This is a genomic window from Cryobacterium sp. AP23, from assembly GCF_054075385.1.
Map to the genome: position 1 here is coordinate 2,446,055 of NZ_CM133415.1, position 25,040 is coordinate 2,471,094.

Sequence of the window (25,040 nt, forward strand, 5' to 3'; positions counted from 1 at the left end):
GGGCCGGCGCGTGCGGATTGCGCATCCGCCGGCCCCGAACGACGATTCGGTGCGTCGGCCCCCGGCAGACGCACAGATTCACCGCGTCGGAGTGCGCCAAGATGGAGGGGTGACCTCCCTCCATGACCTCCTCTCCCGCGGCTTCGCGTCCGACAACTATTCGGGCATTCACCCGGAGATTTTCGACGCAATCGGGCGGGCCAACGGCGCCCACCAGATCGCCTACGGCGACGACGTATACACCGCCGAACTGCAGCGGGTCTTCCACCGGCACTTCGGCGAGCAGGCCCTGGCGTTCCCGGTGTTCAACGGCACCGGCGCCAACGTCATCGGCCTGCAGTCGATGCTGCCGCGCTGGGGTGCGGTCGTCTGCGCGAGCACCGCGCACATCAACACCGACGAGGGTGGCGCCCCCGAACGCGTCGGCGGGCTCAAGCTGCTGCCGATCGAGACCCCGGACGGCAAGCTCACCCCCGCACTGATCGACCAGGAAGCCTGGGGTTGGGGCGACGAGCACCGCGCCCAGCCGCTGGTCGTGTCGATCACGCAGACCACCGAACTCGGCACCCTGTACACGCCGGCCGAGGTGCGCGCCATCGCCGACCACGTGCACGCCAAGGGCATGCTGCTGCACATGGACGGCGCCCGCATCTCCAACGCCGCGGCCGCCCTCGGCGTACCGTTCCGCGACTTCACCACCGACGCCGGCGTCGACGTGCTCAGCTTCGGCGGCACCAAGAACGGCATGATGCTCGGCGAGTGCATCGTCGTGCTCAACCCGGACGCCTCCACGGGCCTCAAGTACCTGCGCAAGCTGAACATGCAGCTCTCCTCCAAGATGCGCTTCATCTCCGCCCAGCTGATCGCCCTGCTCGACGGTGACCTGTGGCTGCGCAACGCCGACCACGCCAACGCCATGGCCGCACGCCTGCGCGGAGCGCTCGAAGAAAGCCTGGCGGATGGTTCGTTGACGGGCATCTCCTTCAGCCAGCCCACCCAGGCCAACGCCATCTTCGCCGTGCTGCCGGCGGGCGTGGCCGACCGGGTGCGCGAGCTCTACCGGTTCTACGACTGGAACCCGGCCACCGGCGAGGTGCGCTGGATGTGCGGCTTCGACACCACCCCGGAAGACGTCGACGACTTCGTCGCCGCCCTGACAAAGGAACTGATCAGCGCATGAACGCCTTCGAGAGCAAGCCCTGGTTTAGTTCCTACGCGGCCGGCGTGCCCAGCACCATCCAGGACCCGTCCGAGACCCTCGTCGACATGATCGAGGGCTCCAGCCGACGGTTTGCCGACAAGGTCGCGCTGGACTTCTTCGGCGGCACGATGACGTACGCCCAGCTGGGCGACGAGATCTCCCGGGTGGCCAACGGGCTGCGCCGGCTCGGCGTGAAGCCGGGCGACCGGGTGGCCCTGGTGCTGCCGAACTGCCCACAGCACATCGTCGCGTTCTACGCCGTGCTGCGGCTGGGCGCGATCGTGGTGGAGCACAACCCGCTCTACACCGAGCGTGAGCTGCGCCACCAGTTCGAGGACCACGGCGCGAGCGTCGCCATCGTCTGGGACAAGGTCTACTCCATGGTGCGCGGCTTCCCCCGCGACATGGGCCTGCACACCGTCGTCGCCGTCGACGTCACCCGGTCGATGCCGCTCACCACCCGCCTGGCGCTGCGCCTGCCCATCGCCAAGTCCCGCACCGCCCGCGCCGCCCTCACTGTGGCCCAGCCACTCAAGGACGCCATCGAGTGGGGCGCCCTGGTGGGGTCCCGCCGGTTGCGCACCGCGCATCCGCGCCCGCTGCTCGGCGACACCGCGGTGCTGCAGTACACCAGCGGCACGACCGGGTCACCCAAGGGCGCGATCCTGTCGCACTTCAACCTGCAGGCCAACGCCAAGCAGAGCGAAGCGTGGGTGCCGGGCCTCGAACGCGGCAAGGAGGTCTTCTACGGAGTCCTGCCGATGTTCCACGCCTACGGCCTCACCCTCTGCCTCACCGTCGCCATGTCCATCGGTGCGCGCCTGGTGCTGTTCCCCAAGTTCGATGTCGGCCTCGTGCTCAACGCCGTCAAGCGCACCCCGCCTACCTTCCTGCCGGCGGTGCCGCCGATCTACGACAAGCTCGTGAAGGGCGCCGCCGACAAGGGCATCAGCCTGCGCGGCACCAAATACGCCATCTCGGGGGCGATGAGCCTGCCCCTGGCCACCGTGGAGCTGTGGGAGTCCGCCACCGGCGGCCTGCTCGTCGAGGGCTACGGCATGACCGAGTGTTCCCCCATCGCGGTGGGCAACCCGATGGGCCCGAGCCGGCGCCCAGGCACCGTCGGCGTGCCGTTCCCCAGCACCGAGATCCGCGTGGTCGACCCCACGGATCCCACCGTGGACCGCGGCTTCGACGAGGAGGGTGAACTGCTCGTGCGCGGCCCGCAGGTGTTCTCCGGCTACTGGGATCGCCCCACCGAGACCGCGCAGACGCTCCTGGCGGATGGCTGGCTGCGCACCGGTGACATCGTCACGGTGTCGCCGGACGGGTTCGTCACCATCGTGGACCGCATCAAGGAACTGATCATCACCGGCGGTTTCAACGTGTCACCGTCCGAGGTGGAGGCGGCCCTGCTGTCGCACCCCGACGTTGCCGACGCTGCCGTGGTGGGCCTCAAGGCCGACACCGGCGGCGAAGACGTGGTCGCGGCCGTGGTGCTCATCGCCGGTGCCACCCTCGACGTGGATCGGCTGCGGGAGTACTGCCGCACCCGCATCTCCGCCTACAAGGTGCCCCGCCGCATCGTGGAGGTCGACGACCTTCCCCGCTCGCTGATCGGCAAGGTCATGCGCCGCCAGGTGCGCGACTCCCTCGCCGCCGCGGAGACGCCCGCCGCCTGACGCGCCCAACGCGCCACAACTCACATGCAGATGCATGGAATACTTGTGCGCGCCATGCGTTGAAGTCAACTGGGACGATGATGCCCCGCATCCGATTCACCTCATTGATTCACGAGAAAGCCGGGCATCATGACCCTCATCACCGACACCCACAGCCGCGCCGCCGACACGACGGCTCCGATCCTCCCGGCGATGGCCGAGCGTTGGAGCCCGCGCGGCTTCGATGCGAACGCCGTCATCGACGAAGACACCCTCACCACGGTGCTCGAGGCCGCGCGTTGGGCGCCGTCCGGCAACAACAACCAGCCGGCCCGCTTCATCGTCGCCCGCCGCGGCTCCGCCAGCTTCACCAAGATCCACCAGCACCTGATGGGCTTCAACCAGGCCTGGGCCGACAAGGCGTCGGTGCTGATCCTCAACATCGCCGAGGGTGACAACGCCTGGGCGGAGTACGACCTGGGCCAGGCCGTCGCGCACCTCACCATCCAGGCCCAGCACGAGGGCCTGTTCAGCCACCAGCTCGGCGGCATCGACCGCAAGGGCCTGGCCGACGCGTTCAACCTCAAGGCCAACCAGAACGCCGTCACCGTGACCGTTCTCGGCGTTCTCGGCGACGCCGACGCCCTCACCCCCGAGCTGCTCACGCGCGAGATCGCCCCGCGTACCCGCAAGCCCCTCACCGAGATCCTGCTGGTCAACGACTAAGCACCACTCGACGCGAGTTGCCACTTCGCGCCCCATCCGGGCCTCCGAAGGGGCACCAACTGGCATCTCACCCGACATCTGCTCGCGAAAAGCCAGTTGAGGCCCCCTCCCGGCCCGTCAATGGGCCGGAACTGGCAACTCATGCGGCCGGCCCGACGCCGACTTGCCGCAAAGTCCCCCTTCGGGTGCCCGCAAGGGGACTTTTGCCGCAACTCGCGCGTGCTTCACGACGAACGCCCCCGTGCTTCGAGCGAGGGGGCGTTCGTGTGTGCGGTGCGTGCTACGGGCGGAGCAGCACCTTGATGGCGCGGCGTTCGTCCATGGCGGCGTACGCCTCGGCGACCTCGGCCAGCGGCAGCTGCAGGTCGAACACCCGGCCGGGGTTGATCTCTCCGCTGAGCACCTCGGGCAGCAGTTCCTCGACGTAGGCGCGCACGGATGCGACGCCGCCGTTCACGCCGACGTTGCGGCCGAAGAGGACCTTGATCGGCAGCTCGGCGCCGCCGTTCGGCACGCCGACGTAGCCGACCATGCCGCCGGGACGAGCCGAACGGATCGCCTGGTCCATCGATTCCTGGGTGCCGACGCACTCGAGCACGCAGTCGGCGCCCACGCCGTCGAACATCTCGCGGATGCGCTCGACGCCCGCGTCGCCGCGCTCCTCAACGATGTCGGTGGCACCGAACTCGCGGGCAACGGCCTGCCGGTCGGCGTGCCGGGACATGGCCACGATGCGGGACGCACCGAGGCGCTTGGCGGCGATGATCGCGCAGAGGCCGACGGCCCCGTCGCCGACCACCACGACGGTGCTGCCGGTGGTGACGCCGGCGGACACGGCGGCGTGGTGTCCGGTGCCCATCACGTCGGCGAGGGTGAGCAGGCCGGGGACCTGGGCATCCGTGGGCTGCACGGGGGTGGCGACGAGCGAACCGTCGGCGTGCGGAACCCGCACGCGCTCGCCCTGGGCGCCGTCGGCGAAGCCGCCGAGCTGGTCGTCGGAGCCCCACCAGCCGCCATTGAGGCAGGAGGTGCTGACGCCGTTGACGCAGTTGACGCAGGTGTTGTCGCAGTCGTAGAACGGGGCGATGACGAAGTCGCCCACCTTGATGGTGGTGACGTCAGGGCCGATCTCGTCGACGATGCCGACGAACTCGTGGCCGATCCGGTGCGGCTTGTCGGTGGCGGTCACGCCACGGTACGGCCAGAGGTCGGAGCCGCAGACGCAGGCCGCCACGACCCGCACGATGGCGTCGCCACCGGTGGAGAGGACTGGGTTGGGAACTTCATCGAGTCGGATATCCCGCTCGCCGTAAATAACAGTTGCACGCATCCTAAAAGCCTAACCCCGCTCGTAGGCTGGGCTGATGACCTCGTCTCCGCACGCCCAGGCCCGACCCCTGCGATTCAACGCCTTCGTCATGAACACGGCGTCACACATCCAGCACGGCCAGTGGCGGCGACCGGATGCCCGTCAGCACGAGTTCAACGACGTGGACCTGTGGATCGAGGTGGCGCAGACCCTCGAGCGCGGCGCCTTCGACGCCCTGTTCTTCGCCGATGTCGTGGGCGTCTACGGGCCCGTCGGCGGAAACTACACGGTGAACGCCCGGGAGGGCCTGCAGCTGCCCAACAACGACCCGTCGGTGCTGCTCGGCGCGCTGGCCACCCACACCACGCACCTCGGCCTGGCGTTCACCAGCTCGATCCTGCAGGCGCATCCGTTCGAGTTCGCCCGCCGGGTGTCGACCCTCGACCACATCTCCCGCGGCCGGGTGGCCTGGAACATCGTCACCAGCTACCAGGAGAACGCAGCCCGCAACTTCGGCCTCGACCGACTGGGCGAGCACGACAGCCGTTACGACCAGGCCGCCGAGTACCTCGACGTGGTCTACAAGCTCTGGGAAGGCTCCTGGGACGACGACGCGCTGCTGCGGGACAAGGCCGGGGCGTTCTCCGACGTCAACGGGATCCATCGGATCAACCATGAGGGCGAGTACTACCGGGTGGAGGGACCGCACCTGTCCTCGCCGTCGCCGCAGCGCACGCCGTTCCTGTTCCAGGCCGGGTCGTCGCCGAAGGGCCGCGCGTTCGCCGGCACGCACGCCGAGGCACAGTTCGTGGGCGGCAGTACCCCCGAGCAGGTGCGGACCATCATCAGGGACACCCGCGATGTTGCCGTGGCGCAGGGGCGCGGACCGGACGACATCCTCTTCTATGTGGCGCTGAGCTTCATCATCGGCAGCACCGAAGACGAGGCCCGGCGCCTGGAACGGGAGTACGACGAGTACGCCAACGAGGAAGGCTTTCTGGCCCACGCCAACCTCGGTGTTGGGCAGGACGATGGCACGCCGTACCCGCCGGACACCCTGCTGCGCGACATCACCACCAACGGCAACAGGTCCACCCTGGCCAGCGTCACGCGCAGCATCGAGGGCCGCGAGCCCACCGTGCGCGACCTCGGAGCGCTCTCGGCGAAACGGCACATCCGGGTGGTGGGCACCCCCGATCAGATCGCCGACCAGCTCGACGCCTGGAGCGAGGCCGGCGTCGATGGTGTGAACGTCGTCAACTGGGTGCTGCCGGGCAGCTACACGGACTTCGTCGACCACCTCACCCCGGTGCTGCAGGACCGCGGGCTGCAGCAGCGCGAGTATGTGCCGGGCAGCCTGCGCGAAAAACTGACCGGCTCCGCCCGCACCAATGAGCGGCATCCCTCCTCGCGCTACCGCGGCGCGTTCCGCTAGAAAGGAAATAGTCGCTCTACAAGGACGTTTCTGCGGATTCCGTCCTCATTAGCGCACTATTTCCTATTTTGCATGCGGATGCCTCAGTACCAGTCGGTCTGGTTCAGGAGCCGTACGACGATGACGGGAGAACCGTTCATGCGGGCCGACAGCACCTGGGCCTGGCCTACGGCGTGATTGATTGAGTCGAAGAGTTGCACCCGCAAGTGGCTGAACGCCGAGCCCTCGGTGATGGCGTAGAAACCGGCGTTGGGGACGCCGCGGTGTGCCTCAAACGTGTGGCGCCACAGTCTCACCAGCTTGCCGTCGGCAACCACGGCGCGCTTCTCGAAGAGGGACAGCACCGTGCGGTCAGGGGGAATCGATTTTCTCGGCTGCTCAGGGTCGAATCTCCCCAGGATGGTCGGCGATACGCCCATGTTGGTCTCATAGAGGCGACCCGTTTCATCGTGCCGAGGGTCGAACGCCGACGGCTCGCCGTCCAACCAGTCGCTGTAGTAGATGCAACTGCGTAGGGTCGCGTCGATCTGCGGCAGCGGGTCAGCCTGCCATTCGTCGGTGTCCGTGAGGTAAAGGGTCTGCGGTGCGGCCGTCATGGGCCTAGTCAACAGCACCAGGGCAGTCAAGCAGAGACGCGACGGCAGGATTCGAACCTGCGATTACCGGAATATGAAACCGGTCCCTTGGTCCACTTGGGTACGCCGCGATGTCCTCCACGCTAGGTGGCCTGGCAGCGGATCGCAGCGTACGTGTCGCCGTTTGACGCCATGTAACAGCGTGTGACTCACCGAGACCGGCGGCGCGCTAGCGTAAAACCATGTCATCGCACCGCCTCGAGCTCGGTTTCCTGTCGTTCGTTCCCAACCCGTACGGGCCGGACCAGGCGGGCCGGGCCCTGGAAGACGGCCTGTGCCTGTTCGAGCACGCCGAGCAGCTCGGTTTTGACATCGGCTGGATCCGGGTGCGGCACTTCGAGGAGTTCCCCTCCAGCCCGCTCACGTTCCTGTCGGCCGCCAGCCAGCGCACCAGCCGCATCCGCCTGGGCACCGGCGTGATCCCGCTGCGCTACGAAGACCCGATCCGGCTGGCGGAAGACGCCGCGACGGTCGACCTGCTCAGCGGCGGCCGGCTCGAGCTTGGCGTGAGCAGCGGCATTGGCCAGTTCGCGAAGATCCTCGACCCGGTCTTCGGCGAGTCCGAGCGCGGCTTCTCCGCCGAGTCGCAGCACCGCCTCGGCCGGTTGCGCGAGGCCCTGGCCGGCACCCCGGTCGCGCACAGCGGTGCCGGCTTCATGAGCATCCCCGCGGATGTCGACCTCACCGTCACGCCGGCGTCCGCCGGTCTCGGCGAACGGCTCTGGTACGGGCCCGGCACTCTCGCCAGCGCCATCCGCACCGGCGAACAGGGCCTGGACATTCACGTCTCCACCCTCAACGCCGAGGAGACCGGGGTGCCGTTCGCGGCCGGGCAGGCCGCGCAGCTGCGGGCGTACAAGGAGGCCTTTGCGACGGCGACCGCCGGCACCGGGCGCACCCCGAGGTTGGCCGCCGGGCGCATCATCCTGCCGTTCACCGACCCGCGCGACGCGGAGGCCTACGCCGGCTTCACGCAAGGGTACGCATCACGCATGCACGACGACGGCCGCCCGCACGACCCGTCGGTGAACATCCGCTTCGACCGGGTGCACAGCGGCGAACCCGCCCGCATCATCGACGGACTGCTCGCCGACGAGGCCCTCGCCGAGGTCACCGAACTCACCCTCACCCTGCCGGCGCCCGGCGGCATCGACGCGCACCTGCGCACGCTCGACGCCGTGGCCGAGCACATCGCACCGGCGCTGGGCTGGACCCCCGCGGTCTGACGGGTCGGTCGACACCGGGACACACACGCACGTCACCGGGTCTCGACAAGCTCGACCAGCGATCGGGCGCGACCCACGGGAACGTCGCGACGCCATCTACACGCCGCACCATCCGTTGGTCGAGCCTGTCGAGACCCCGCGAGCCGACCTGGGTCAGCGGGCGGCGATGTCGGCCCGGTGGGCGGGCAGGGCCGCGAGGTGCTGCAGCAGGGCGCGGGCGACCTTGTCGTTTTCGCGGAAGGAGATCGCGTTGGTGCGCGGGCGGGAGAACGCGCCGACGAACGGCGAGTTCGTGTACGGCCCGATCGCGAAGCGGCGCTCGTGCAGGGCTCCGGCCCCGTCCACCACCCGGGTGTCGAGCTGGCGCACCAGCAGCCGGCCGGTGCTGCCGACGTAATCGCCGTCGGCCACGAGCTCCTCCACGCCGCCGCCCTCGGCGATCAGCGCGCGCAACAGCTCGTTGTCGCTGCGGGAGACACTCGTGTCGGGCAGCCGGGCGTCGATGAGCGCGGCCGCGGTGACCACCCGGTCGACGTTGGCGCTGCCGGCGCGGAACAGCCCGGTGGCCTCGTCGGCCTGCACCCACAGGTCGCCGCCGAGGAACTCCACGATCCCGGCCTCGGACAGCGCCACCAGCTCGTCGAGCCGGTGCCCGGGCGGCCCGCTGGCGATGAAGCTGAAGTAGCCCAGCCACCAGCCGTGGATGTCCCGCACGCGTGACTCGGCGGTCCACTTGGGCGAGTCGATGATGTCCGAGAGCGTGAACAGGCTGGTCAGCATGGCGACGAACAGGCCCAGGGTCGCCGAGTGCTCCGGCCGGGTGCGCAGGGCCAGGTCGCCGCGGATGTACTCCCGCAACGCTTCCTGCAGCTGCTCCACCGAGTCGAAGCGCAGGCCGTGCAACGGCCGGTCGAACTCGGGCAGGAAGATCCGGTCGAGCGGGTCGGGCACGCCCGCCAGAACCAGCTCGCGGAAACGTTCGATGTCGCGCTCGATGGCGGGCGCATCCGTGCCGAGGTCGACAAGCGGATGGCTGGAGCGGCGTTCGGTGGCGGCCACCGGGGTGCCGGCCGCGATCGGCAGCGCGCGCGGGTCGATCGCCGCGAACCGGTCGGCGAACTCGGCCCATCGCAGGCTCACCCGCTCCGGGTGCCCGGTGAAGAGCTCCCGGTAGTACCCCCACAGGCTTTCCTGGGCGATCAGCGGCCAGATGTCGGCGGTGAAGTCGAGGCTTTCGCTCTCGGATTCCAGCCGGGCGGCCACTGCGGGGGTGAAGAACCGCGGCACCGGGCGCTCACCCACCAGGGTGGAGCTGATCTTGGAGCGGTAGGGCACGCCGCGGCGGGAGCCGAGGAACAGCCGGGGTTCCGCGCCGCTGGGCAGGTAGACCAGCCGGCCGGTGTCGTCGCGTGAGAACCGGCCGCCACGGCCCTCGGTGAGCAGCACGGTGAGGTCGACCGCGGCGAGGCCGAAGCCGCGCACGATGAGGTTCTGGCCGGGGGTGATCTGGCTGAGGTCGGCATCCGCGGTGAACGCCGGCGGCAGGTAGACCCGGCCGTGCCGGTCGGCGAAGTCGGCCAGCGCGGCGTGCGCCGGCTCGGGCTGGGAACCGTTGTGGCCGAGCGAAAACAGCACCACGGTGGCGACGATCGTGGTGTCGTCGTCGAGGGTGACGAGCTGGTCGCCGCCGGGCAGGTCGTCCACCCGCGTCGCCCGGGCGGGGTACACCTGCACGCTCACGGCATCCGTGAGGTCGTCGACCGCGGCACGGAAGAACCAGTCGAGGTAGAGGCTCTGCAGCCGGCGGGTGGGGAAATCGGCCCCGGTGAGCGCGCTGATCTCGGCGGCGAGCGCCGCATCCACGGCGGTCAGCTCGATGCTGCCGGCGCGCACCAGGTCGACCCAGTCGATCAGGGACGGGCCGGGACGCACCGGTCCGTCGATCACCGAGGACTCGTCGGTGAACATGGTCACATCGGCCGCCATCGAGTTGAGCTTGAGCAGCGGCGACTGGTCGAACCGCCAGATCCGGCCGGGGCCGGCGGGGAACGGATCGATGAAATGCACGGTGAGGGCGCGGTCGGCAGACCATTCCGTGCCGAGGTTGGCGGCGATCCGTTCGAGCACACCGGCCCCGCGGGGTCCGGCGCCGATGACCGCGACCGAGAGGGGAGTGCTGTCGGTGTGCGGGGTGGTGTGCGCGCTCGTCATGACACAACATTCCCCGGTTTGCGCAGCAGAAGTGCTGAATATGACCTGCCGTGACGCCGTGACGAATTGTGAAGCGAAATCTTTGCCGGGCACGGATGCCGCCGCCTACGTTCGGCTGAAGCGCCAGACCGGCGCCCGGAGAGAAAGGACGTAAGACCATGCCCATCGAATTCCTCGGCATCGCCGCACTGAACGACGGCAGCGAGACGCAGCCGCGCCGCGGCGCCAGCTTCGACCTGGACTACACCCTGCGCCTGGCCCGGGCGCACGAAGACAACAACTGGGACCGGGTGCTCTTCGCCTACCACTCCGGCTCCCCCGACCCGGCGTCGGTCGCCGCCCTCGTGGCCGCGAAGCTCGACACCCTCAAGATCCTGCTGGCGCACCGCCCGAACGTGTCGTACCCCACCTACGCCGCCAAGGTCGTCGCCACCCTCGACCAGATCAGCGCCGGCCGGGTCAACCTGCACGTCATCACGGGCGGCTCCACCGCCGACCAGGCCGCGGAGGGCGACCACCTCAGCAAGGACGACCGCTACGAGCGCACCGGCGAGTACATCCGCATCCTCAAGCAGGCCTGGACCAGCACCTCGAAGTTCAGCTTCGCCGGCGCCCACTACCAGTTCGAGGATTTCGTCAGTGACATCTTCCCGGCGCAGAGCCCGCGCCCGCAGGTCTCCTTCGGCGGTTCCTCCCCCGCCGCCTACGCGATCGGCGCGGCCGAGTCCGACATCTTCGCGCTCTGGGGCGAACCGCTCGCCGACACCGCCGAGCAGATCCAGACCATCACGGATGCCGCCCGCGCGGCCGGCCGCACCGAGCGTCCCCGCATCCAGGTGGCGTTCCGCCCGATCATCGCCGCCACCGAGGCCCTCGCCTGGCAGAAGGCCGAAGACATCCTCGGCAAGATCGAGCAGCGGGTGGCCGCAACGGCCACGCCCGAGCAGGACGCGGCCCTGGCCTCGCCGGAGAACGCCGGCTCGCAGCGGCTGCTGCGGATCGCCGAGCAGGGCGACCGGTTCGACAAGGCACTCTGGACCAAGGCGGGCAAGGCCGCCGGCGGCCGCGGCAACTCGAACGCCCTCGTCGGAACCCCGGAGCAAGTCGCCGCGGCCCTGCTGGACTACATCGACCTCGGCGTGGACATCATCTCCGCCCGCGGCTACGACTACGTCGACGACACCATCGACTTCGGCCGCTACGTCATCCCGCTCGTGCGCGACGAGGTCGCCAAGCGCGACGCCGCCGCCGCTTCCGCTTCGGAGACCGCGAAGGGGTCCTCCCGTGACGCTGCTTGATCGTTCCCCGGCCGGCACAAGCACCAATGACGACACGTTCGTCTACGTCACCGCCGACGACCCGCTGGCCGAGCCTCTCCTGACCGAGCTGGCCAAGGAATACGACAGCCGCTACGGAACCTTCTTCGGCGAGAGCGCCTCCGTCGAACTCCGGCGCTACCCGGTGGAGGCGTTCGCCGCTCCGCACGGCGCGTTTGTGCTGTTGCTGCGCGACGGCGTGCCGATCGCCGGCGGTGCATTCAAGCGGTTCGACGAGCACACCTCCGAGCTCAAGCGCATCTGGACCGCCGCCACCCACCGCCGGCAGGGCCTGGCCCGGCTGGTCGTCGAGGAACTCGAGCTGGAGTCCCGCCGCCGCGGCTACGACCGGGTGTTCCTCACCACCGGGCCCCGCCAGCCCGAGGCGAAGAACCTGTACCTGCGCACCGGCTACACCCCGCTCTTCGACCCGGCCCGCTCGCCGGAGGAGATCATCATCCACGCCTTCGCGAAGAGCCTGGACGACACCCTGCTGGACGTGCCCGGCATCACCGCTGCCCACGAGGCAGCCCTGGCCGAGCATCACGCGAACAACCCCGGCTTCGTGGCGCAGTCATCACCGACACCGTCATCACCGGCAGAGAGCGAGTGAGACCATGACCGACACCATCGAAAAGACGGGCACCGCGCCATCCGTTACGCCCGTCGTGGTCAACCGCGACGGCGACGGCACCGACTACAACGCCCTCAAGGTCGTGCACACCCGGCACTACCTGCGCTGGATCTTCGGCGCTCTGGTGCTGTTCGTGGTGCTGCAGCTCGGCTGGAGCCTGGTCACCAACGACCGGTACGGCTGGGATGTGGTGGCGAAGTACTTCTTCGCGCCGGCGATCCTGCGCGGGCTCGCCCTCACCCTCGCCCTCACCGCGGTGGCCGGCACGCTCGGGTTCATCCTCGGCACGATTCTCGCCCTGGCCCGACTGTCGAAGTCGCCGATCCTGGGCTCGGTGTCGTGGTCGTTCATCTGGTTCTTCCGCTCGGTGCCGCTGCTCGTGCAGGTACTCATCTGGTACAACCTGGGTTACCTCTATCCCCGGCTCGGCTTCGGCATCCCGTTCACCGACACCTACCTGGTGGACTTCGACACCATCACCCTGATCAGCCAGTTCGCCGCCGCCGTGCTCGGACTCTCGCTGCACCAGGCGGCGTACTCCGCGGAGATCATCCGCGGCGGCATCCTCTCGGTCGACCAGGGCCAGCTGGAAGCATCCGCGGCGCTGGGCCTACCCCGGCACGTGCGGGTGCTGCAGATCATCCTGCCGCAGGCGGCCCGGTCGATCCTGCCCAACGCGTTCAACGAGATCATCGGGCTGCTCAAGGGCACCTCGATCGTGTCGGTGATCGCGCTCGGCGAGCTGTTCTACGTGGCGCAGGTGATCTACAACCGCAACCAGCAGGTGATTCCGCTGCTGCTCGTGGCCGTGATCTGGTACATCGTGCTCACCACCGTGCTGAGCATCGGCCAGTTCTACGTGGAGCGGTACTTCGCCCGCGGCGCCGAACGGGTTCTGCCACCCACCCCGCTGCAGGCCGCCCGGCGCTGGATCAGCGTGCAGTGGGCCCGGCTCGACGAGAACGAGACGCCCGCCGCGACCACCCCGGCCCAGTCCACGCCGGCGGCCCCGTCCGCCGGCGCCGGTATCGACGCCAAATCCGAGAGCTTCCGACTATGAGCGCCCCCACCCTGAGCCACGCCACCTCCGCCGCCCCCTCGACGGATGCCGCCACCCGCGGCCTGGTCGAGATCCGCGGGGTCTCCAAGAGCTACGCCGGCCACGAGGTGCTGCACGACGTGAACCTCACCGTGCAGCCCGGCGAGGTCGTCGCGATCCTCGGCCCGTCCGGCTCGGGCAAGTCCACCCTGCTGCGCACCATCAACCACCTCGAGAGCGTCGACCGCGGCTGGGTCACGGTGGACGGCCAGCTGATCGGCTACGAACAGCGCGGCGACAAGCTGTTCGAACTCAAGGAGAAGGAGATCCTCAAGCGCCGCACCCAGGTGGGCGTGGTCTTCCAGAACTTCAACCTGTTCCCGCACCTCACCGCAGCGGAGAACATCGCCAAGGCCCCGGTTGCGCTGGGGCGGGTGAGCAAGTCCGACGGCCACGAACTGGCCCTGGGCCTCCTGGCCAAGGTCGGCCTGTCCGACAAGGCGGATGCCTACCCCCGGCAGCTCTCCGGCGGCCAGCAACAGCGGGTCGCCATCGCCCGTGCGCTGGCCCTCACGCCCAAGGTGCTCCTCTTCGACGAGCCCACCTCGGCGCTGGACCCGGAGCTGGTCGGCGAGGTGCTCGACGTCATCCGTGACCTGGCCAAGCTCGGCACCACGCTGATCATCGTCACCCACGAGACCGGGTTCGCCCGGGAGGTGGCCGACCGGATCGTCTTCATCGACGGCGGCCACATTCTCGAGGTCGGCACCCCCGCGCAGGTGTTCGGTGCGCCGACACATCCGCGCACCAAGGAATTCCTGGGCAAGGTCCTCTGACCGTCAGGCCGGGAACACAGCATCACCCCTCGCATCACCACCCCGTTCACAGCAGCAGTAGAGAGGCACACCACCATGGCCATCAAGAAGAAGACAGCTGTCATCATCGGAGGCGTCGCGGCCGTCGCGCTCGTCGCCGGCGGCATCACCGCAGCGGTTCTCGGCAGCAACAGCTCCGCCGAGGCCACCCCGGCCGCCGAGAGCGCCGCCGCAACGACCGGCGGCACCGTCGAATTCAACCTCGGCCCCGACCAGGACCGCATCCGCCTGGACGAGGTGCCCGAAGCCGTCGCGGCCATTGAAGCCAGCGGCTTCGAGCCGATCGAGGCCGGCAAGCTCACCGTCGTGGTGAGCCCATATGTCGCCCCGCTCGGCCTGTACGCCGACGACGACACCACCCTGATCGGCAACGAGACCGACATCGCGCAGCTCATCGCCGACGGACTGGGCCTCGAGCTCAACCTGCAGCCGGCCGCGTGGGCCGACTGGCCCCTGGGCATCCAGTCGGGCAAGTACGACCTCATCACCTCGAACGTCACCGTGACCGAAGAGCGCAAGGACCTCTACGACTTCGCCAGCTACCGCGAGGACCTGCTCGGCTTCTACGTGAAGTCCGACTCCGAGATCGACTCGATTGAGGAGGCGAAGGATGTTGCGGGGCTCAAGATCATCGTGGGCTCTGGCACCAACCAGGAGAAGATCCTGCAGGCCTGGGATGCGGAGAACATCGCCGCGGGCCTCGACCCGGTGGAGTACCAGTACTTCGACGACACCGCAGCGGCAAACCTGGCTCTGCAGTCCGGGCGGGCCGACGCGAACTTCGGACCGAATGCGACCGCCGCTTATGCAGCCGCCGAGAACGGTGAGACCAAGTTGGTCGGCACGTTCAACGGCGGATACCCGGCGCACGCCAACATCGCAGCCGGAACCCTCAAGGGCAACGGCCTGATCGAGGGCGTCGCACTCGCGCTGAACGCCGCGATCGACGGTGGCGAATACGGCGAGGTCCTGGAGCGCTGGGGCCTGACCAGCGAGGCCGTCACCGAGTCCGAGGTCAACCCCGCGGGCCTGCCGCGCGAGTAGCGCACCCAGACGGCTGGTCACCACGGCGCCGGGGCGGAGGACACTCCCGCCCCGGCCTTAGCTCTGTCCGGTCCGCTGGTCGAGCTTGTCGAGACCCCGCAACCCATCCGCTGGTCGAGCTTGTCGAGACCCCGCAAGACACCGCGCTAACGCAACCGGCTCGCAGGCACGTCACCTGGTCTCGACAAGCTCGACCGACGAAGGAGTGCAACCCGAGAGCACTCTCACGACCGCGATTCATTCACTCGGTTCTCGTTATCCATAGATCCGCCCCTGCATGAATGTGCGTGCCCTTCCCCTGCCAAGCTCCCCCGCATGCCATTCATGTACATCCTCGAGTGCGCCGATCACTCGTTCTACGTCGGCAGCACATGGGACCTGGAGAAGCGCTTGGCGCAGCACGCCAGTGGCATCGGCGGAGCCGCGTATACACGCCGACGGCGCCCGGTGCGACTCGTCTACTTCGAGGAGAGTGACCGAATCGAGGATGCGTACGCCCGCGAAAAGCAGATCCAGAACTGGGGCAGGGCAAAGCGGATCGCGCTCATCGAGGGGCGATACGACGACCTGCCGGGGTTGAGCCGGTCTAAGCACGACTGACCGGCGAGCCGACCTGCGCACACAACCACCCGCTGGTCGAGCCTGTCGAGACCTGGCGAGACGACCTGCGGATGCCGCGGCAGCGACACACACGCACGACACGAGGTCTCGACGCGCGAGCCGACCTGCGCACACAACCATCCGCTGGTCGAGCCTGTCGAGACCTGGCGAGACGACCTGCGGATGCCGCGGCAGCGACACACACGCACGTCACGAGGTCTCGACAAGCTCGACCAACGACCGGGTGCGACACACACGCACGACACGAGGTCTCGACGCGCGAGCCGACCTGCGCACACAACCATCCGCTGGTCGAGCCTGTCGAGACCTGGCGAGACGACCTGCGGATGCCGCGGCAGCGACACACACGCACGTCACGAGGTCTCGACAAGCTCGACCAGCGAGAGGGGCGCGGGTTAGGCCTCCGTGCCGGGGGTGGTGGGCTGGCCGGCGGCCTTCCAGGACTCGAAGCCGCCCTCGACGTGGGCGACGGCGGTGTGGCCGTGGGCGACAAGCCAGTCGGCGACCGGCTGGGAGCCGGCCACACTGCCGCAGACCACCACGATGGGGTGCTCGGCGGAGTGCACCTGGGTGAGCCGCTCGGGCGAATCCGCGCCGAAGAGCTCGGGCAGGCGCTCGCGGTCCACCACGATCGCGCCCGCGATGCCGCCGACCCGCTCGCGGGTGGGCTGGCTGCGCACGTCGATGAGCACGGCGCCGTTCTGCACCCATTCCGCACCCTCCACGGCCGTCAGGAGGTCCGGCTCGGTCGTTGCTGGCGTGGTTGTAGTCTGATCAGTCATGTGAATCTCCAGTTCGTTCGGTGCGGGGGGTCGGGCGGGTCAGACCGGCAGGCCCAGGGTGTGGCGCAGGGTCGCGCCCTCGTCGTACTCGGTGCGGTAGACGCCGCGCTCCTGCAGCTCGGGGATCACCCGGTCGACGAACTCGTCGAGCCCGGTGGGGTTGGAGCTGCCGACGATGACGAAGCCGTCGGAGGCGTCCTCCTGAACGTGCCGGTTGATGGTCTCGGCCACCTGCACCGGGGTGCCCACGAAGGTGTGGTTGGCGGCGAAGCGGATGACCAGGTCACGGATGCTCAGACCCTCGGCTTCGGCCAGGGTGCGCCAGCCGCGCGCGATCGCGGCCGGGTCGGCGTCGTGTCGCACCCGGCCGCGGGTGACGCCCTGGTCGGTGCTGACCGGGTCGATCTCCGGCAGCGGCCCATCCGGGTCGTATCCACCGAGGTCGGTGCCCCAGACCTGCTCGAGGAACGCGATCGCGGTCTGCGGGCTCACCTGCAGCAGCGCGGTCTCGCGGGAGCGCTCCCGGGCCTCCTGCTCGGTGTCGCCGAGGATGAAGGTGGCCGCCGGCAGGATCTTGAGCGAGTCGCGGTGCCGTCCCTCGGCCGCGAGCCGGCCCTTGACGTCGGTGTAGAATTTCTGGCCGTCCTCGAACTTGGCGTGCCGGGAGAAGATGACCTCGGCGGTGCGGGAGGCGAAACCGCGCCCGTCGGCGGAGTCGCCGGCCTGCACGATCACCGGGCTGCCCTGCGGGCTGCGCGGCAGGGTCGGGAACCCGGTCACGTCGAACTGCGGGCCGTGATGGTCGACGAGCCCGATCGCCTCCTCGGCGAGGAAGTCACCGCCGGCCTTGTCGGCGGCGATGGCGTCCGGCGACCAGGCGTCCCAGAGCCGGCGGGCCACGGTCACGAACTCTTCGGCCCTGGTGTACCGGTCGGCGCCGTCGAGGAAGGCACCGCGGCGGAAGTTCTCGCCGTGGAATGCGTCGAAGGTGGTCACGATGTTCCAGCCGGCCCGGCCGCCCGAGAGGTGGTCGAGGGTGGCCAGCTGCCGGGCGAGCTCGTACGGCTCGTTGAAGGTGCTGCTCAGGGTGCCGACCAGGCCGATGTGCGAGGTGACGGCGGCAATGCCGGCGAGCACCGCGAGGGTGTTGGGCCGGCCCACGACGTCGAGGTCGTGGATGCGTCCCTTATGCTCGCGCAGCCGCAGCCCCTCCGCGAGGAAGAGGAAGTCGAACTTGCCCTTCTCCGCGTTCTGGGCGAAATGCGTGAAGGAGGAGAACGCGATCTGGCTGGCCGCGTTGCTGTTGTCGCGCCAGACCGTGGTGTTGTTCACGCCCGGGAAGTGCGCGGCGAGGTGCACCTGTTTGAGCGGTCGCTCGGCGGAAGTGCGCGCGGGGGCGTCGGAGGTGAGGGTCATGAGCGGGCGCTTCCGATCAGGTCGTGGTCAGCAGGGTCGTTGCGAGGGTCGCCGGGAGCAGGGTCGCCGGGAGCAGGGTCGGCGGATGCGGCGTAACGGTTCTCCGGCACGCCGAGCCCGAGCCGCTCACGCAGGGTCTGGGCGTCGGCCGGGCGGTCGAGCACCCCGGCCGCGGCGAGCGCGGGAACGACCTCGGCGGTGATCCGCACCAGGTCGGCGGGCAGCCGGGCGGGGCGCAGTCGCACCCCGTCGAGGCCGGCATCATGCCAGGCGAGCAGCTGCGCCGCCACGTTCGCGGCGGTGTCGGCGAGGATGACCGTGTCCGAGGTGTACGTCGCGCCGTGCGCGGCATCCAGCCGGGCGAGCGCCGCGCGGGCGGCCTCCGGGCTGTCTTCGATCAGGATCACGGCCTCGGACCAGACCCGCAGCGGCTCGGGGGCGGTGCGCGCCACTGCGGCCGCGGCATCCGCCAGCTCGCCGAGGATCTGGGCGAGGTGGGCGTCGTTCTTCGGCGTGATGCCCACGATGTCGGCGGATGCGGTGGCCAGCTCGTACGGCACCTTCTGGTGGGCGAGCGCGAAGACCACGGGCTGGCCCTGCGGCGGGCGCGGTGTGATCGACGGGCCCTTCACCGTGAAGGTGTCGCCGGCGAAGTCGATGTAGTGCAGCTTGTCACGGTCGATGAAACGGCCGGTCGGCTCGTCGCGGATGATGGCGTCGTCCTCCCAGCTGTCCCAGAGCCGGCGCGCCACCTCGACGGTGTCGGCGGCCTCGCCGAAGAGCTGCTCGATCAGCGCGGTCTGCGCCGGGTCGGTGCCGGCCACGACAGCGGCGGGGTCCAGCGCCGGGAAGGTGCGACGGCCCACATGCGCGGCCTCGTGCGCCCGGCCGGAGACCTGCACCCGCCAGCCGCCCCAGCCCTCGCTGACGTAGTCGAGGGTGGCGGTGGCGGTGCCGATGTGGAACGGTTCGGTGTGGGTGGTGGTGACGGTGGGCACCAGGCCGATGCCCTGGGTGTGCGGGGCGATCGCGGTGGCCAGCAGCAGGGCGTCGAGACGGCCGCGCACCTCGTCCCGGCGGTCGTCGACGCCGCCGAAGCCGGCGGATTGCAGCCCGAAGGCGTCCTCGAAGGTGACCAGGTCGATGCCGGCCGCTTCGGCGATCTTCACCAGGTCGACCCAGTAGGCCAGGTCGAAGAGTTCGGTGGGACGGGCATCCGGTTCACGCCACGCGGCCGGGTGCCAGCCTGCCCCGTCGAGGGCGATGCCGAGGTGGAACCGTGCGGTCATGATGCTGTCCTTTCGAATGGCGCGAACGCTTGGGTGTCTCCACGCTAGGCACGCCGCGCGGCCCGACCGCTGCCGCGAGGTAACACGAGGTCACGGATGCAACGCCGGGTAACAAAGCCCCCGTCGCTTTGACCTCCGCGCCTAGCCTGTGTCCAGCCCACCCCTCCCGAGTTGACCAGAAAGTTGCCGACTTTGTCCCGATACATTGCCCGCCGCCTGCTGCAGGCGATCGGCGTGCTGTGGGCGGCCTACACCGTCTCGTTCCTCGTGCTCTATGCCCTGCCGGGCGACCCGGCCCGGCTGATCGCCGGACCCGACGCCACCGACATCACCCCGGCCCAACTGGATGCCCTGCGCGCCGAGTTCGGCCTCGACAAACCGCTGATCGTGCAGTACCTCGACCGCCTGCTGGGGCTGGTGCGGGGCGACCTCGGCCAGTCGCTGCCCACCGGCCGCCCGGTCGCCGAGCTGATCGGCGAGGCGCTGCCGTCCACCATCCAGATCGCCGCGTTCGGCCTGCTGCTGGCGATCATCTTCGGCGCTGGGCTCGCCATCCTGGCCACCTTCAGCCGTAACCAGACGCTCAGCCGCCTGCTGCTCTCGCTGCCGCCGCTGGGCGTGGCGATCCCCGGGTTCTGGTTCGCGCTGCTGCTCATCCAGTGGTTCTCCTTCGGCATCCCGCTCTTCCCGGCGGTGGGCAACGTCGGCTTCGCCTCCACCGTGCTGCCGGCCATCACCCTGGCGCTGCCGACCGGCGCGACCATCGCCCAGCTGCTGTCGAAGAGCCTGGCGAACACGCTGCGCGAGCCCTACATCGACACCGTGCGCGCCAAAGGCGCCGGGCCCGGCCGGGTGCACTTCCGGCACGCGCTGCGAAACGCCGCCCTGCCGGCGCTCACCGTGACCGGCCTGATCGTGGGGCAGCTGCTCTCCGGCACCGTCGTCGCCGAGACCGTGTTCTCCCGGCCCGGCCTCGGCCGGGTGACCGCGACCGCGGTGGCCCAGCAGGACATCCCCCTGGTGCAGGGCGTCGTGCTCTTCGCCGCCGCCGTGTTCGTGGTGACGAACCTGCTCGTCGACCTCATCTACCCGCTCCTCGACCCGCGGATCGTGATCGGCCGCCGGCGCGTGGCCCGCGTGCAGACCGGAGTTCCCGCATGACCCGCACGGACACCGCCGCCCCCAGCACCGCCCCCGACAGCTTCGTGGCCACGGCCGGAGACCGATTCCAGGATGCCGTCGCCAGCCGCCGGCGCTCCCCCGGCGGGTCCGCCCGCGGCGCCGCCGGCCGCGCAGGCCGGTTCCTGCTCGGCCTCCGCCGCCACCCCGGCACGGTCCTGGCGGTCGCCTGGCTGGCGCTGGTGCTCATCTCTACCGTTGCGCCCGGCCTGTTCACCGGCCAGGACCCGATCGACGGGGTCCCCGCCGAGAAACTCACCGGCCCCTCCGCCGCGCACTGGTTCGGCACCGACCAGCTCGGCCGCGACCTGTTCACCCGGGTCGTCTACGGCAGCGCCCTCACCCTGCAGGCCGCGCTCATCGCGGTGGGCATCGGCCTGCTCGTCGGCTCGGTGCTGGGCCTCCTCGCCGGGTTCATCGGCCGGTGGGTGGATGACGTCATCATGCGCATCAGCGATGTGCTGCTGTCCATCCCCGCGCTGCTGCTCTCGCTGGCGCTGATCACCGTGCTCGGTTTCGGCACCGTGAACGTGGCCATCGCCGTGGGCCTCGGGAGCGTGGCCGCGGTCTCCCGCATCATGCGCTCGGAGGTGATCCGGGTGCGGAATGCCGTCTACGTGGAGGCCGCGCTCGCCTCGGGCAACCGCTGGTCGCGGGTGCTGTTCCGGCACGTGCTGCCCAACTCGGCCGGCCCGGTGATGGTGCTCGCCGCCCTCGAGTTCGGCACCGCGATCCTCGCGATCTCGGCGCTGAGCTTCCTCGGTTACGGCGCCCAGCCGCCCGCCCCGGAGTGGGGCTCGCTGGTCTCCACCGGCCGCAACTTCCTCACCACCGCCTGGTGGCTCACCACCCTGCCCGGCATCGTGATCGCCCTCACCGTGCTCGCCGCCAACGCGATCTCCCGGGCGCTCGACTCCGACGAAAGGCGCAGCAGATGAGCCCGTCCATACCCGCCACGACGGATGCGCCGGCGCTGAACACCCCGGTCCTCGACATCGACGGCCTCGCCGTGCAGTACCGCACCGCGGCCGGCACCATCGACGCCGTGCGCGACGTGAGCCTCACCATCCATCGCGGCGAACGCGTCGCCATCGTGGGCGAGTCCGGGTCGGGCAAGTCCACCACCGCGCACGCGATCGTGCAGCTGCTCGCGAAGCAGGCCGGTATCGTGCGTGGCAGCATCCGGTTCAACGGCACCGACCTGGTCGGCGCGGCCCGCAAGGACCTCCGCGCCGTGCGCGGCCGCCGCATCGGCCTGGTGCCGCAGGACCCGACGGTGTCGCTCAACCCGGTGAAACGGATCGGAACCCAGGTGGCCGAGGTGCTGATCATCCACGGCCTCGCCGACCGCAAGAACGCGGAGATCGCCGCGGTCGAGGCACTCCGCCGGGCCGGCCTGCCCGACCCGGAGCTGCGCGCCGCGCAGTACCCGCACGAACTCTCCGGCGGCATGCGCCAGCGGGTGCTGATCGCCATCGCCATCATCGGCGGGCCCGACCTGATCATCGCCGACGAACCCACCAGCGCCCTCGACGTCACCGTGCAACGGCAGATCCTCGACCACATCGACGAACTCGCCGCCGAAACCGGCATGAGCGTGCTCCTGATCACCCACGACCTGGGCATCGCCGCCGACCGCGCCGACCGTATCGTGGTGATGAGCGAGGGCGTCGTGGTGGAGCAGGGCACCCCGGCCGACGTGCTCGGCGCGCCCACGCACCCGTACACCCGGGCGCTCATCAACGCTGCGCCGAGCCTGAACGCGGCCGGCGACGTGGACCGCGAACTCGCCCCGCTGGCCGAGGACATCCGGGCCCGCGTCTTCGGCGGTGCGCCGGGCGACCCGTTCACCGTGCGGGACCGTGCCGACGCGGCCACCGGCTTCGACGACCACGCTGCCGACGTGCTCGTGCTCAACGAGCTGGTCAAGGACTTCCCCGGCCCCCGCGGCGCCGGCACGAGCGTGAACCGGGCCGTCGCGAACGTGAGCTTCACCGTGCCCCGCGGCCAGACCTTCGCCCTGGTCGGCGAGTCCGGCTCCGGCAAGACCACCACCGCCCGGCTCGCTCTGCGCCTCGACGACGCCACCAGCGGGCAGGTGCTCTTCGACGGCCGCGACATCACCACCGCCCGCGGCCGGGAGCTGCGGGAACTGCGACGGCGCATCCAGCTGGTGCACCAGAACCCGTACGCGTCGCTGAACCCGCGCCTCACCATCGGCCAGATCATCACCGACCCGCTGATCGCCCACGGCCTGGGCACGTCGGCCGAGCGCCGGGCCCGCGCAGCTGAACTGGTGGACGTGGTGGCGCTGCCGGCCACCGTGCTGGGCCGCCGCCCGGCCGAGCTGTCCGGCGGGCAACGCCAGCGGGTGGCGATCGCCCGTGCGCTGGCCGTGAACCCCGAGCTGTTGGTGCTCGACGAGCCCGTCTCGGCGCTCGACGTGTCCATCCAGGCGCAGATCCTCGGCCTGCTGGCCAGCCTGCAGCAGTCGCTGGGGCTGAGCTACCTGTTCATCTCCCACGACCTCGCCGTGGTGCGCCAGATCGCGCACCGGGTGGGCGTCATGCGGCTCGGCGAACTCGTCGAGGTCGGCGATGTGGCGGATGTGTTCCGCTCGCCCCGCCACGACTACACCCGCGCCCTGCTCGACGCCATCCCCGGCCGCAGCACACCGCTGGTCGCCCCCTAACCGTCCCCGTCCCACAGCACCCACCCCCAACCAGCCAGGAGTACACCCATGACCAGCAAGACCTGGGGGCGAACCGCCCTCGTCGGCGCCTCTCTCGCCCTGACCATCGCCCTCAGCGCCTGCTCGGCGTCCACCCCCGCATCCAGCCCCGCCGGCACGGATGCCGAACCCGTCGTGGGCGGCGACCTCACCTTCGCCATCGCCAACGACCCCATCTCGCTCAACCCCTCCGGCACTGGCTCGGGCAACGACACCTGGTACGTCACCCGGCAGCTGGTCGACTCGCTGCTCTACCAGAACCCCGACACCAACGAGCTCGAACCGTGGCTCGCGAAGAGCTGGGAAGCCAACGCCGACGCCACCGTCTTCACCTTCGTGCTGCGCGACGACGTCACCTTCTCCGACGGCACCCCGCTCACCGCCGATGATGTGAAGGCCACCTTCGACGACATCATCGCCGCCGGCCCCAAGAGCCAGGCCGTGAGCTCCTTTGTGGGCTACAAGGCGAGCACCGTGATCGACGAGCACACCATCGAGGTCTCCTTCAATACCCCGAACGCCGCCTTCCCCAACTCCACCTCTTCCGTGCCGCTCGGCATCGTCGGCGCCGCCACCCTGGCGGTTCCGTACGACGACCGGGCCACCGGAGATGCCGTCGTCGGAACCGGGCCGTTCGTGCTCGGCAGCTACACCAAGGACGTCGAGACGGTACTCGAACGCCGCGACGGCTACGCCTGGAGCCCCGCCTCCCGCGAGCTCGACGGCGAGGCCTACCTCGACAGCGTCACCTTCCAGGTCGTGCCCGAACCGGCCGTGCGCACCGGCAGCCTCAGCTCCGGCCAGGTCGACGTGATCGGCGGCGTGCAGCCCGTCGACGTGGACACCCTCACCGCGAGCAACTTCCCGCTGGTGACCCGCGGCAACCCGGGCGTCAGCTTCGGCGAGTACTTCAACGTCTCCCGCCCGATCGTCTCCGACGTCGTCGTGCGCGAGGCCATCGCCCACGCCACCAACGCCGCCGAGATCCGCGACACCGCCCTGAACGACGAGTTCAACGTGGGCACCAGCATCCTCGCCGCCACGACGCCCGGCTACGCCGACGAGTCCGACTACTTCGAGTTCGACCCCACGGAGTCCGAGAAGCTGCTCGACGGTGCCGGCTGGGAGATCGGCGACGACGGCATCCGCGAGAAGGACGGCACCCGGCTGTCCCTGGTCGTGAACTGGATCACCAACTTCGGCCCGAACCAGACCTCGCTCGAACTGCTGCAGCAGCAGCTCAAGGACGTGGGCGTGGAGCTGACCCTGCAGGGCGGCGACGTGCCGTCGTTCCTCGAGAAGCAGACCAGCGGTGATTTCGACATCTCCTGGCAGAACCTCTCCCGCGCCGACGGCGATGTGCTGCGCACCACCTTCTCCAGCGCCGCGGCCAACACCCTGCGCATCGACGACCCCACCCTCGAGGCGCTGCTGCAGGAGCAGCTCGCCACCGGTGACCAGGCCGCCCGGGCCACCGTGCTCGCCGACGCCCAGGAGCGCATCGCCTCGCAGTACTACCAGATCCCCGTGCACGAGCTCACCTCCATCCTGGCCACCCAGCCGGATGTGGGTGGCGTGACCCTGGGCGCGGACTCGCGCCTCGACCAGCTCACCGGAGCCTGGACCGCCGCGGAGTAACACCGCAGCGCGTCCCGCGAGAGCGGCCGTGTGGTTCCTTCAGCAGTCCTGAGGCAACCACACGGCCGCTCT

21 protein-coding genes and 1 tRNA gene are annotated in these 25,040 nt (G+C 69.8%); 15 read left to right on the forward strand and 7 right to left on the reverse strand.

Translation table 11 applies throughout. The annotated features are described in order from the left end of the window. The first annotated feature begins 109 nt into the window (after positions 1 to 109). From ACU5E9_RS11545 to ACU5E9_RS11555, 3 genes are all read left to right on the forward strand, one after another. The gene (locus ACU5E9_RS11545) at positions 110 to 1,180 is read left to right on the forward strand and encodes a threonine aldolase family protein (protein ID WP_456810058.1); all 1,071 of its coding nucleotides are present in this window, start codon (positions 110 to 112) and stop codon (positions 1,178 to 1,180) included. Next, positions 1,177 to 2,883 carry a long-chain-fatty-acid--CoA ligase gene (locus tag ACU5E9_RS11550; protein ID WP_456810059.1) on the forward strand — a complete coding sequence of 569 codons (1,707 nt, stop codon included), beginning with the start codon at positions 1,177 to 1,179 and terminating at the stop codon, positions 2,881 to 2,883. The genes ACU5E9_RS11545 and ACU5E9_RS11550 overlap by 4 nt, the downstream gene beginning before the upstream one ends. 129 nt (positions 2,884 to 3,012) lie before the next feature. Continuing rightward, on the forward strand, positions 3,013 to 3,588 hold the full coding sequence (locus tag ACU5E9_RS11555; protein ID WP_456810060.1) for a nitroreductase family protein: 576 nt from the start codon (positions 3,013 to 3,015) through the stop codon (positions 3,586 to 3,588). A 280-nt stretch (positions 3,589 to 3,868) separates the two neighbouring features. On the opposite strand, the gene ACU5E9_RS11560 is transcribed toward ACU5E9_RS11555, so the two are convergent. Then, entirely contained in the window at positions 3,869 to 4,918 is a 1,050-nt protein-coding gene (locus ACU5E9_RS11560) for a zinc-dependent alcohol dehydrogenase family protein (RefSeq protein ID WP_456810061.1), read from the reverse strand. Between the two features lie 34 nt (positions 4,919 to 4,952). Between ACU5E9_RS11560 and ACU5E9_RS11565 the strand changes: the two genes are divergently transcribed. After that, positions 4,953 to 6,332: an LLM class flavin-dependent oxidoreductase gene (locus tag ACU5E9_RS11565; RefSeq protein WP_456810062.1), complete on the forward strand. Its 1,380-nt coding sequence runs from the start codon at positions 4,953 to 4,955 to the stop codon at positions 6,330 to 6,332. A gap of 83 nt (positions 6,333 to 6,415) precedes the next feature. On the opposite strand, the gene ACU5E9_RS11570 is transcribed toward ACU5E9_RS11565, so the two are convergent. Together ACU5E9_RS11570 and ACU5E9_RS11575 are read right to left on the reverse strand one after the other, a co-directional pair. Further along, a complete protein-coding gene (locus tag ACU5E9_RS11570) occupies positions 6,416 to 6,928 on the reverse strand; it encodes a hypothetical protein (RefSeq protein ID WP_456810063.1) in 513 nt (170 codons plus the stop codon). A gap of 36 nt (positions 6,929 to 6,964) precedes the next feature. After that, a tRNA-Met gene (locus ACU5E9_RS11575) sits at positions 6,965 to 7,038 on the reverse strand. A gap of 111 nt (positions 7,039 to 7,149) precedes the next feature. Here ACU5E9_RS11575 and ACU5E9_RS11580 point away from each other — a divergent pair. Beyond that, positions 7,150 to 8,193, forward strand: a complete 1,044-nt coding sequence (locus tag ACU5E9_RS11580; protein ID WP_456810064.1) for an LLM class flavin-dependent oxidoreductase — start codon at positions 7,150 to 7,152, stop codon at positions 8,191 to 8,193. 153 nt (positions 8,194 to 8,346) lie between these two features. Here ACU5E9_RS11580 and ACU5E9_RS11585 read toward each other — a convergent pair whose 3' ends face one another. Continuing rightward, on the reverse strand, positions 8,347 to 10,404 hold the full coding sequence (locus ACU5E9_RS11585; protein WP_456810065.1) for an FAD/NAD(P)-binding protein: 2,058 nt from the start codon (positions 10,402 to 10,404) through the stop codon (positions 8,347 to 8,349). 158 nt (positions 10,405 to 10,562) lie between these two features. Here ACU5E9_RS11585 and ACU5E9_RS11590 point away from each other — a divergent pair, with 158 nt between their 5' ends. The 6 genes from ACU5E9_RS11590 (at position 10,563) to ACU5E9_RS11615 (ending at position 15,912) form a co-directional block, all read left to right on the forward strand. Next, positions 10,563 to 11,702, forward strand: coding sequence for an LLM class flavin-dependent oxidoreductase (locus ACU5E9_RS11590; RefSeq protein ID WP_456810066.1), 1,140 nt, complete (start codon positions 10,563 to 10,565; stop codon positions 11,700 to 11,702). Next, entirely contained in the window at positions 11,689 to 12,333 is a 645-nt protein-coding gene (locus ACU5E9_RS11595; RefSeq protein WP_456810067.1) for a GNAT family N-acetyltransferase, read from the forward strand. Before ACU5E9_RS11590 ends, ACU5E9_RS11595 begins: the two co-directional genes overlap by 14 nt. Positions 12,334 to 12,337: 4 nt before the next feature. After that, positions 12,338 to 13,414 carry an amino acid ABC transporter permease gene (locus ACU5E9_RS11600; protein ID WP_456810068.1) on the forward strand — a complete coding sequence of 359 codons (1,077 nt, stop codon included), beginning with the start codon at positions 12,338 to 12,340 and terminating at the stop codon, positions 13,412 to 13,414. Then, positions 13,411 to 14,229 carry an amino acid ABC transporter ATP-binding protein gene (locus tag ACU5E9_RS11605; RefSeq protein WP_456810069.1) on the forward strand — a complete coding sequence of 273 codons (819 nt, stop codon included), beginning with the start codon at positions 13,411 to 13,413 and terminating at the stop codon, positions 14,227 to 14,229. Before ACU5E9_RS11600 ends, ACU5E9_RS11605 begins: the two co-directional genes overlap by 4 nt. Before the next feature lie 75 nt (positions 14,230 to 14,304). Further along, positions 14,305 to 15,312, forward strand: coding sequence for an ABC transporter substrate-binding protein (locus ACU5E9_RS11610; protein WP_456810070.1), 1,008 nt, complete (start codon positions 14,305 to 14,307; stop codon positions 15,310 to 15,312). 315 nt (positions 15,313 to 15,627) lie between these two features. Then, a complete protein-coding gene (locus tag ACU5E9_RS11615; RefSeq protein WP_456810071.1) occupies positions 15,628 to 15,912 on the forward strand; it encodes a GIY-YIG nuclease family protein in 285 nt (94 codons plus the stop codon). 416 nt (positions 15,913 to 16,328) lie between these two features. On the opposite strand, the gene ACU5E9_RS11620 is transcribed toward ACU5E9_RS11615, so the two are convergent. Genes ACU5E9_RS11620 through ACU5E9_RS11630 form a run of 3 tightly spaced genes read right to left on the reverse strand, consistent with a single transcriptional unit; the run spans position 16,329 to position 19,420 of the window. Beyond that, the gene (locus tag ACU5E9_RS11620; protein ID WP_456810072.1) at positions 16,329 to 16,715 is read right to left on the reverse strand and encodes a rhodanese-like domain-containing protein; all 387 of its coding nucleotides are present in this window, start codon (positions 16,713 to 16,715) and stop codon (positions 16,329 to 16,331) included. Between the two features lie 39 nt (positions 16,716 to 16,754). Beyond that, complete coding sequence (locus ACU5E9_RS11625) at positions 16,755 to 18,131, reverse strand: NtaA/DmoA family FMN-dependent monooxygenase (RefSeq protein WP_456810073.1); 1,377 nt, start codon at positions 18,129 to 18,131, stop codon at positions 16,755 to 16,757. Beyond that, positions 18,128 to 19,420: an LLM class flavin-dependent oxidoreductase gene (locus tag ACU5E9_RS11630; protein ID WP_456810074.1), complete on the reverse strand. Its 1,293-nt coding sequence runs from the start codon at positions 19,418 to 19,420 to the stop codon at positions 18,128 to 18,130. The genes ACU5E9_RS11625 and ACU5E9_RS11630 overlap by 4 nt, the downstream gene beginning before the upstream one ends. A gap of 192 nt (positions 19,421 to 19,612) precedes the next feature. On the opposite strand from ACU5E9_RS11630, the gene ACU5E9_RS11635 reads away from it, so the two are divergent. Genes ACU5E9_RS11635 through ACU5E9_RS11650 form a run of 4 tightly spaced genes read left to right on the forward strand, consistent with a single transcriptional unit; the run spans position 19,613 to position 24,968 of the window. Next, entirely contained in the window at positions 19,613 to 20,581 is a 969-nt protein-coding gene (locus ACU5E9_RS11635) for an ABC transporter permease (RefSeq protein WP_456810075.1), read from the forward strand. Then, complete coding sequence (locus tag ACU5E9_RS11640; RefSeq protein ID WP_456810076.1) at positions 20,578 to 21,537, forward strand: ABC transporter permease; 960 nt, start codon at positions 20,578 to 20,580, stop codon at positions 21,535 to 21,537. The genes ACU5E9_RS11635 and ACU5E9_RS11640 overlap by 4 nt, the downstream gene beginning before the upstream one ends. Further along, a complete protein-coding gene (locus ACU5E9_RS11645) occupies positions 21,534 to 23,291 on the forward strand; it encodes a dipeptide ABC transporter ATP-binding protein (protein ID WP_456810077.1) in 1,758 nt (585 codons plus the stop codon). The genes ACU5E9_RS11640 and ACU5E9_RS11645 overlap by 4 nt, the downstream gene beginning before the upstream one ends. Positions 23,292 to 23,339: 48 nt before the next feature. After that, positions 23,340 to 24,968, forward strand: coding sequence for an ABC transporter substrate-binding protein (locus tag ACU5E9_RS11650; protein WP_456810078.1), 1,629 nt, complete (start codon positions 23,340 to 23,342; stop codon positions 24,966 to 24,968). Positions 24,969 to 25,040: the final 72 nt, after the last annotated feature.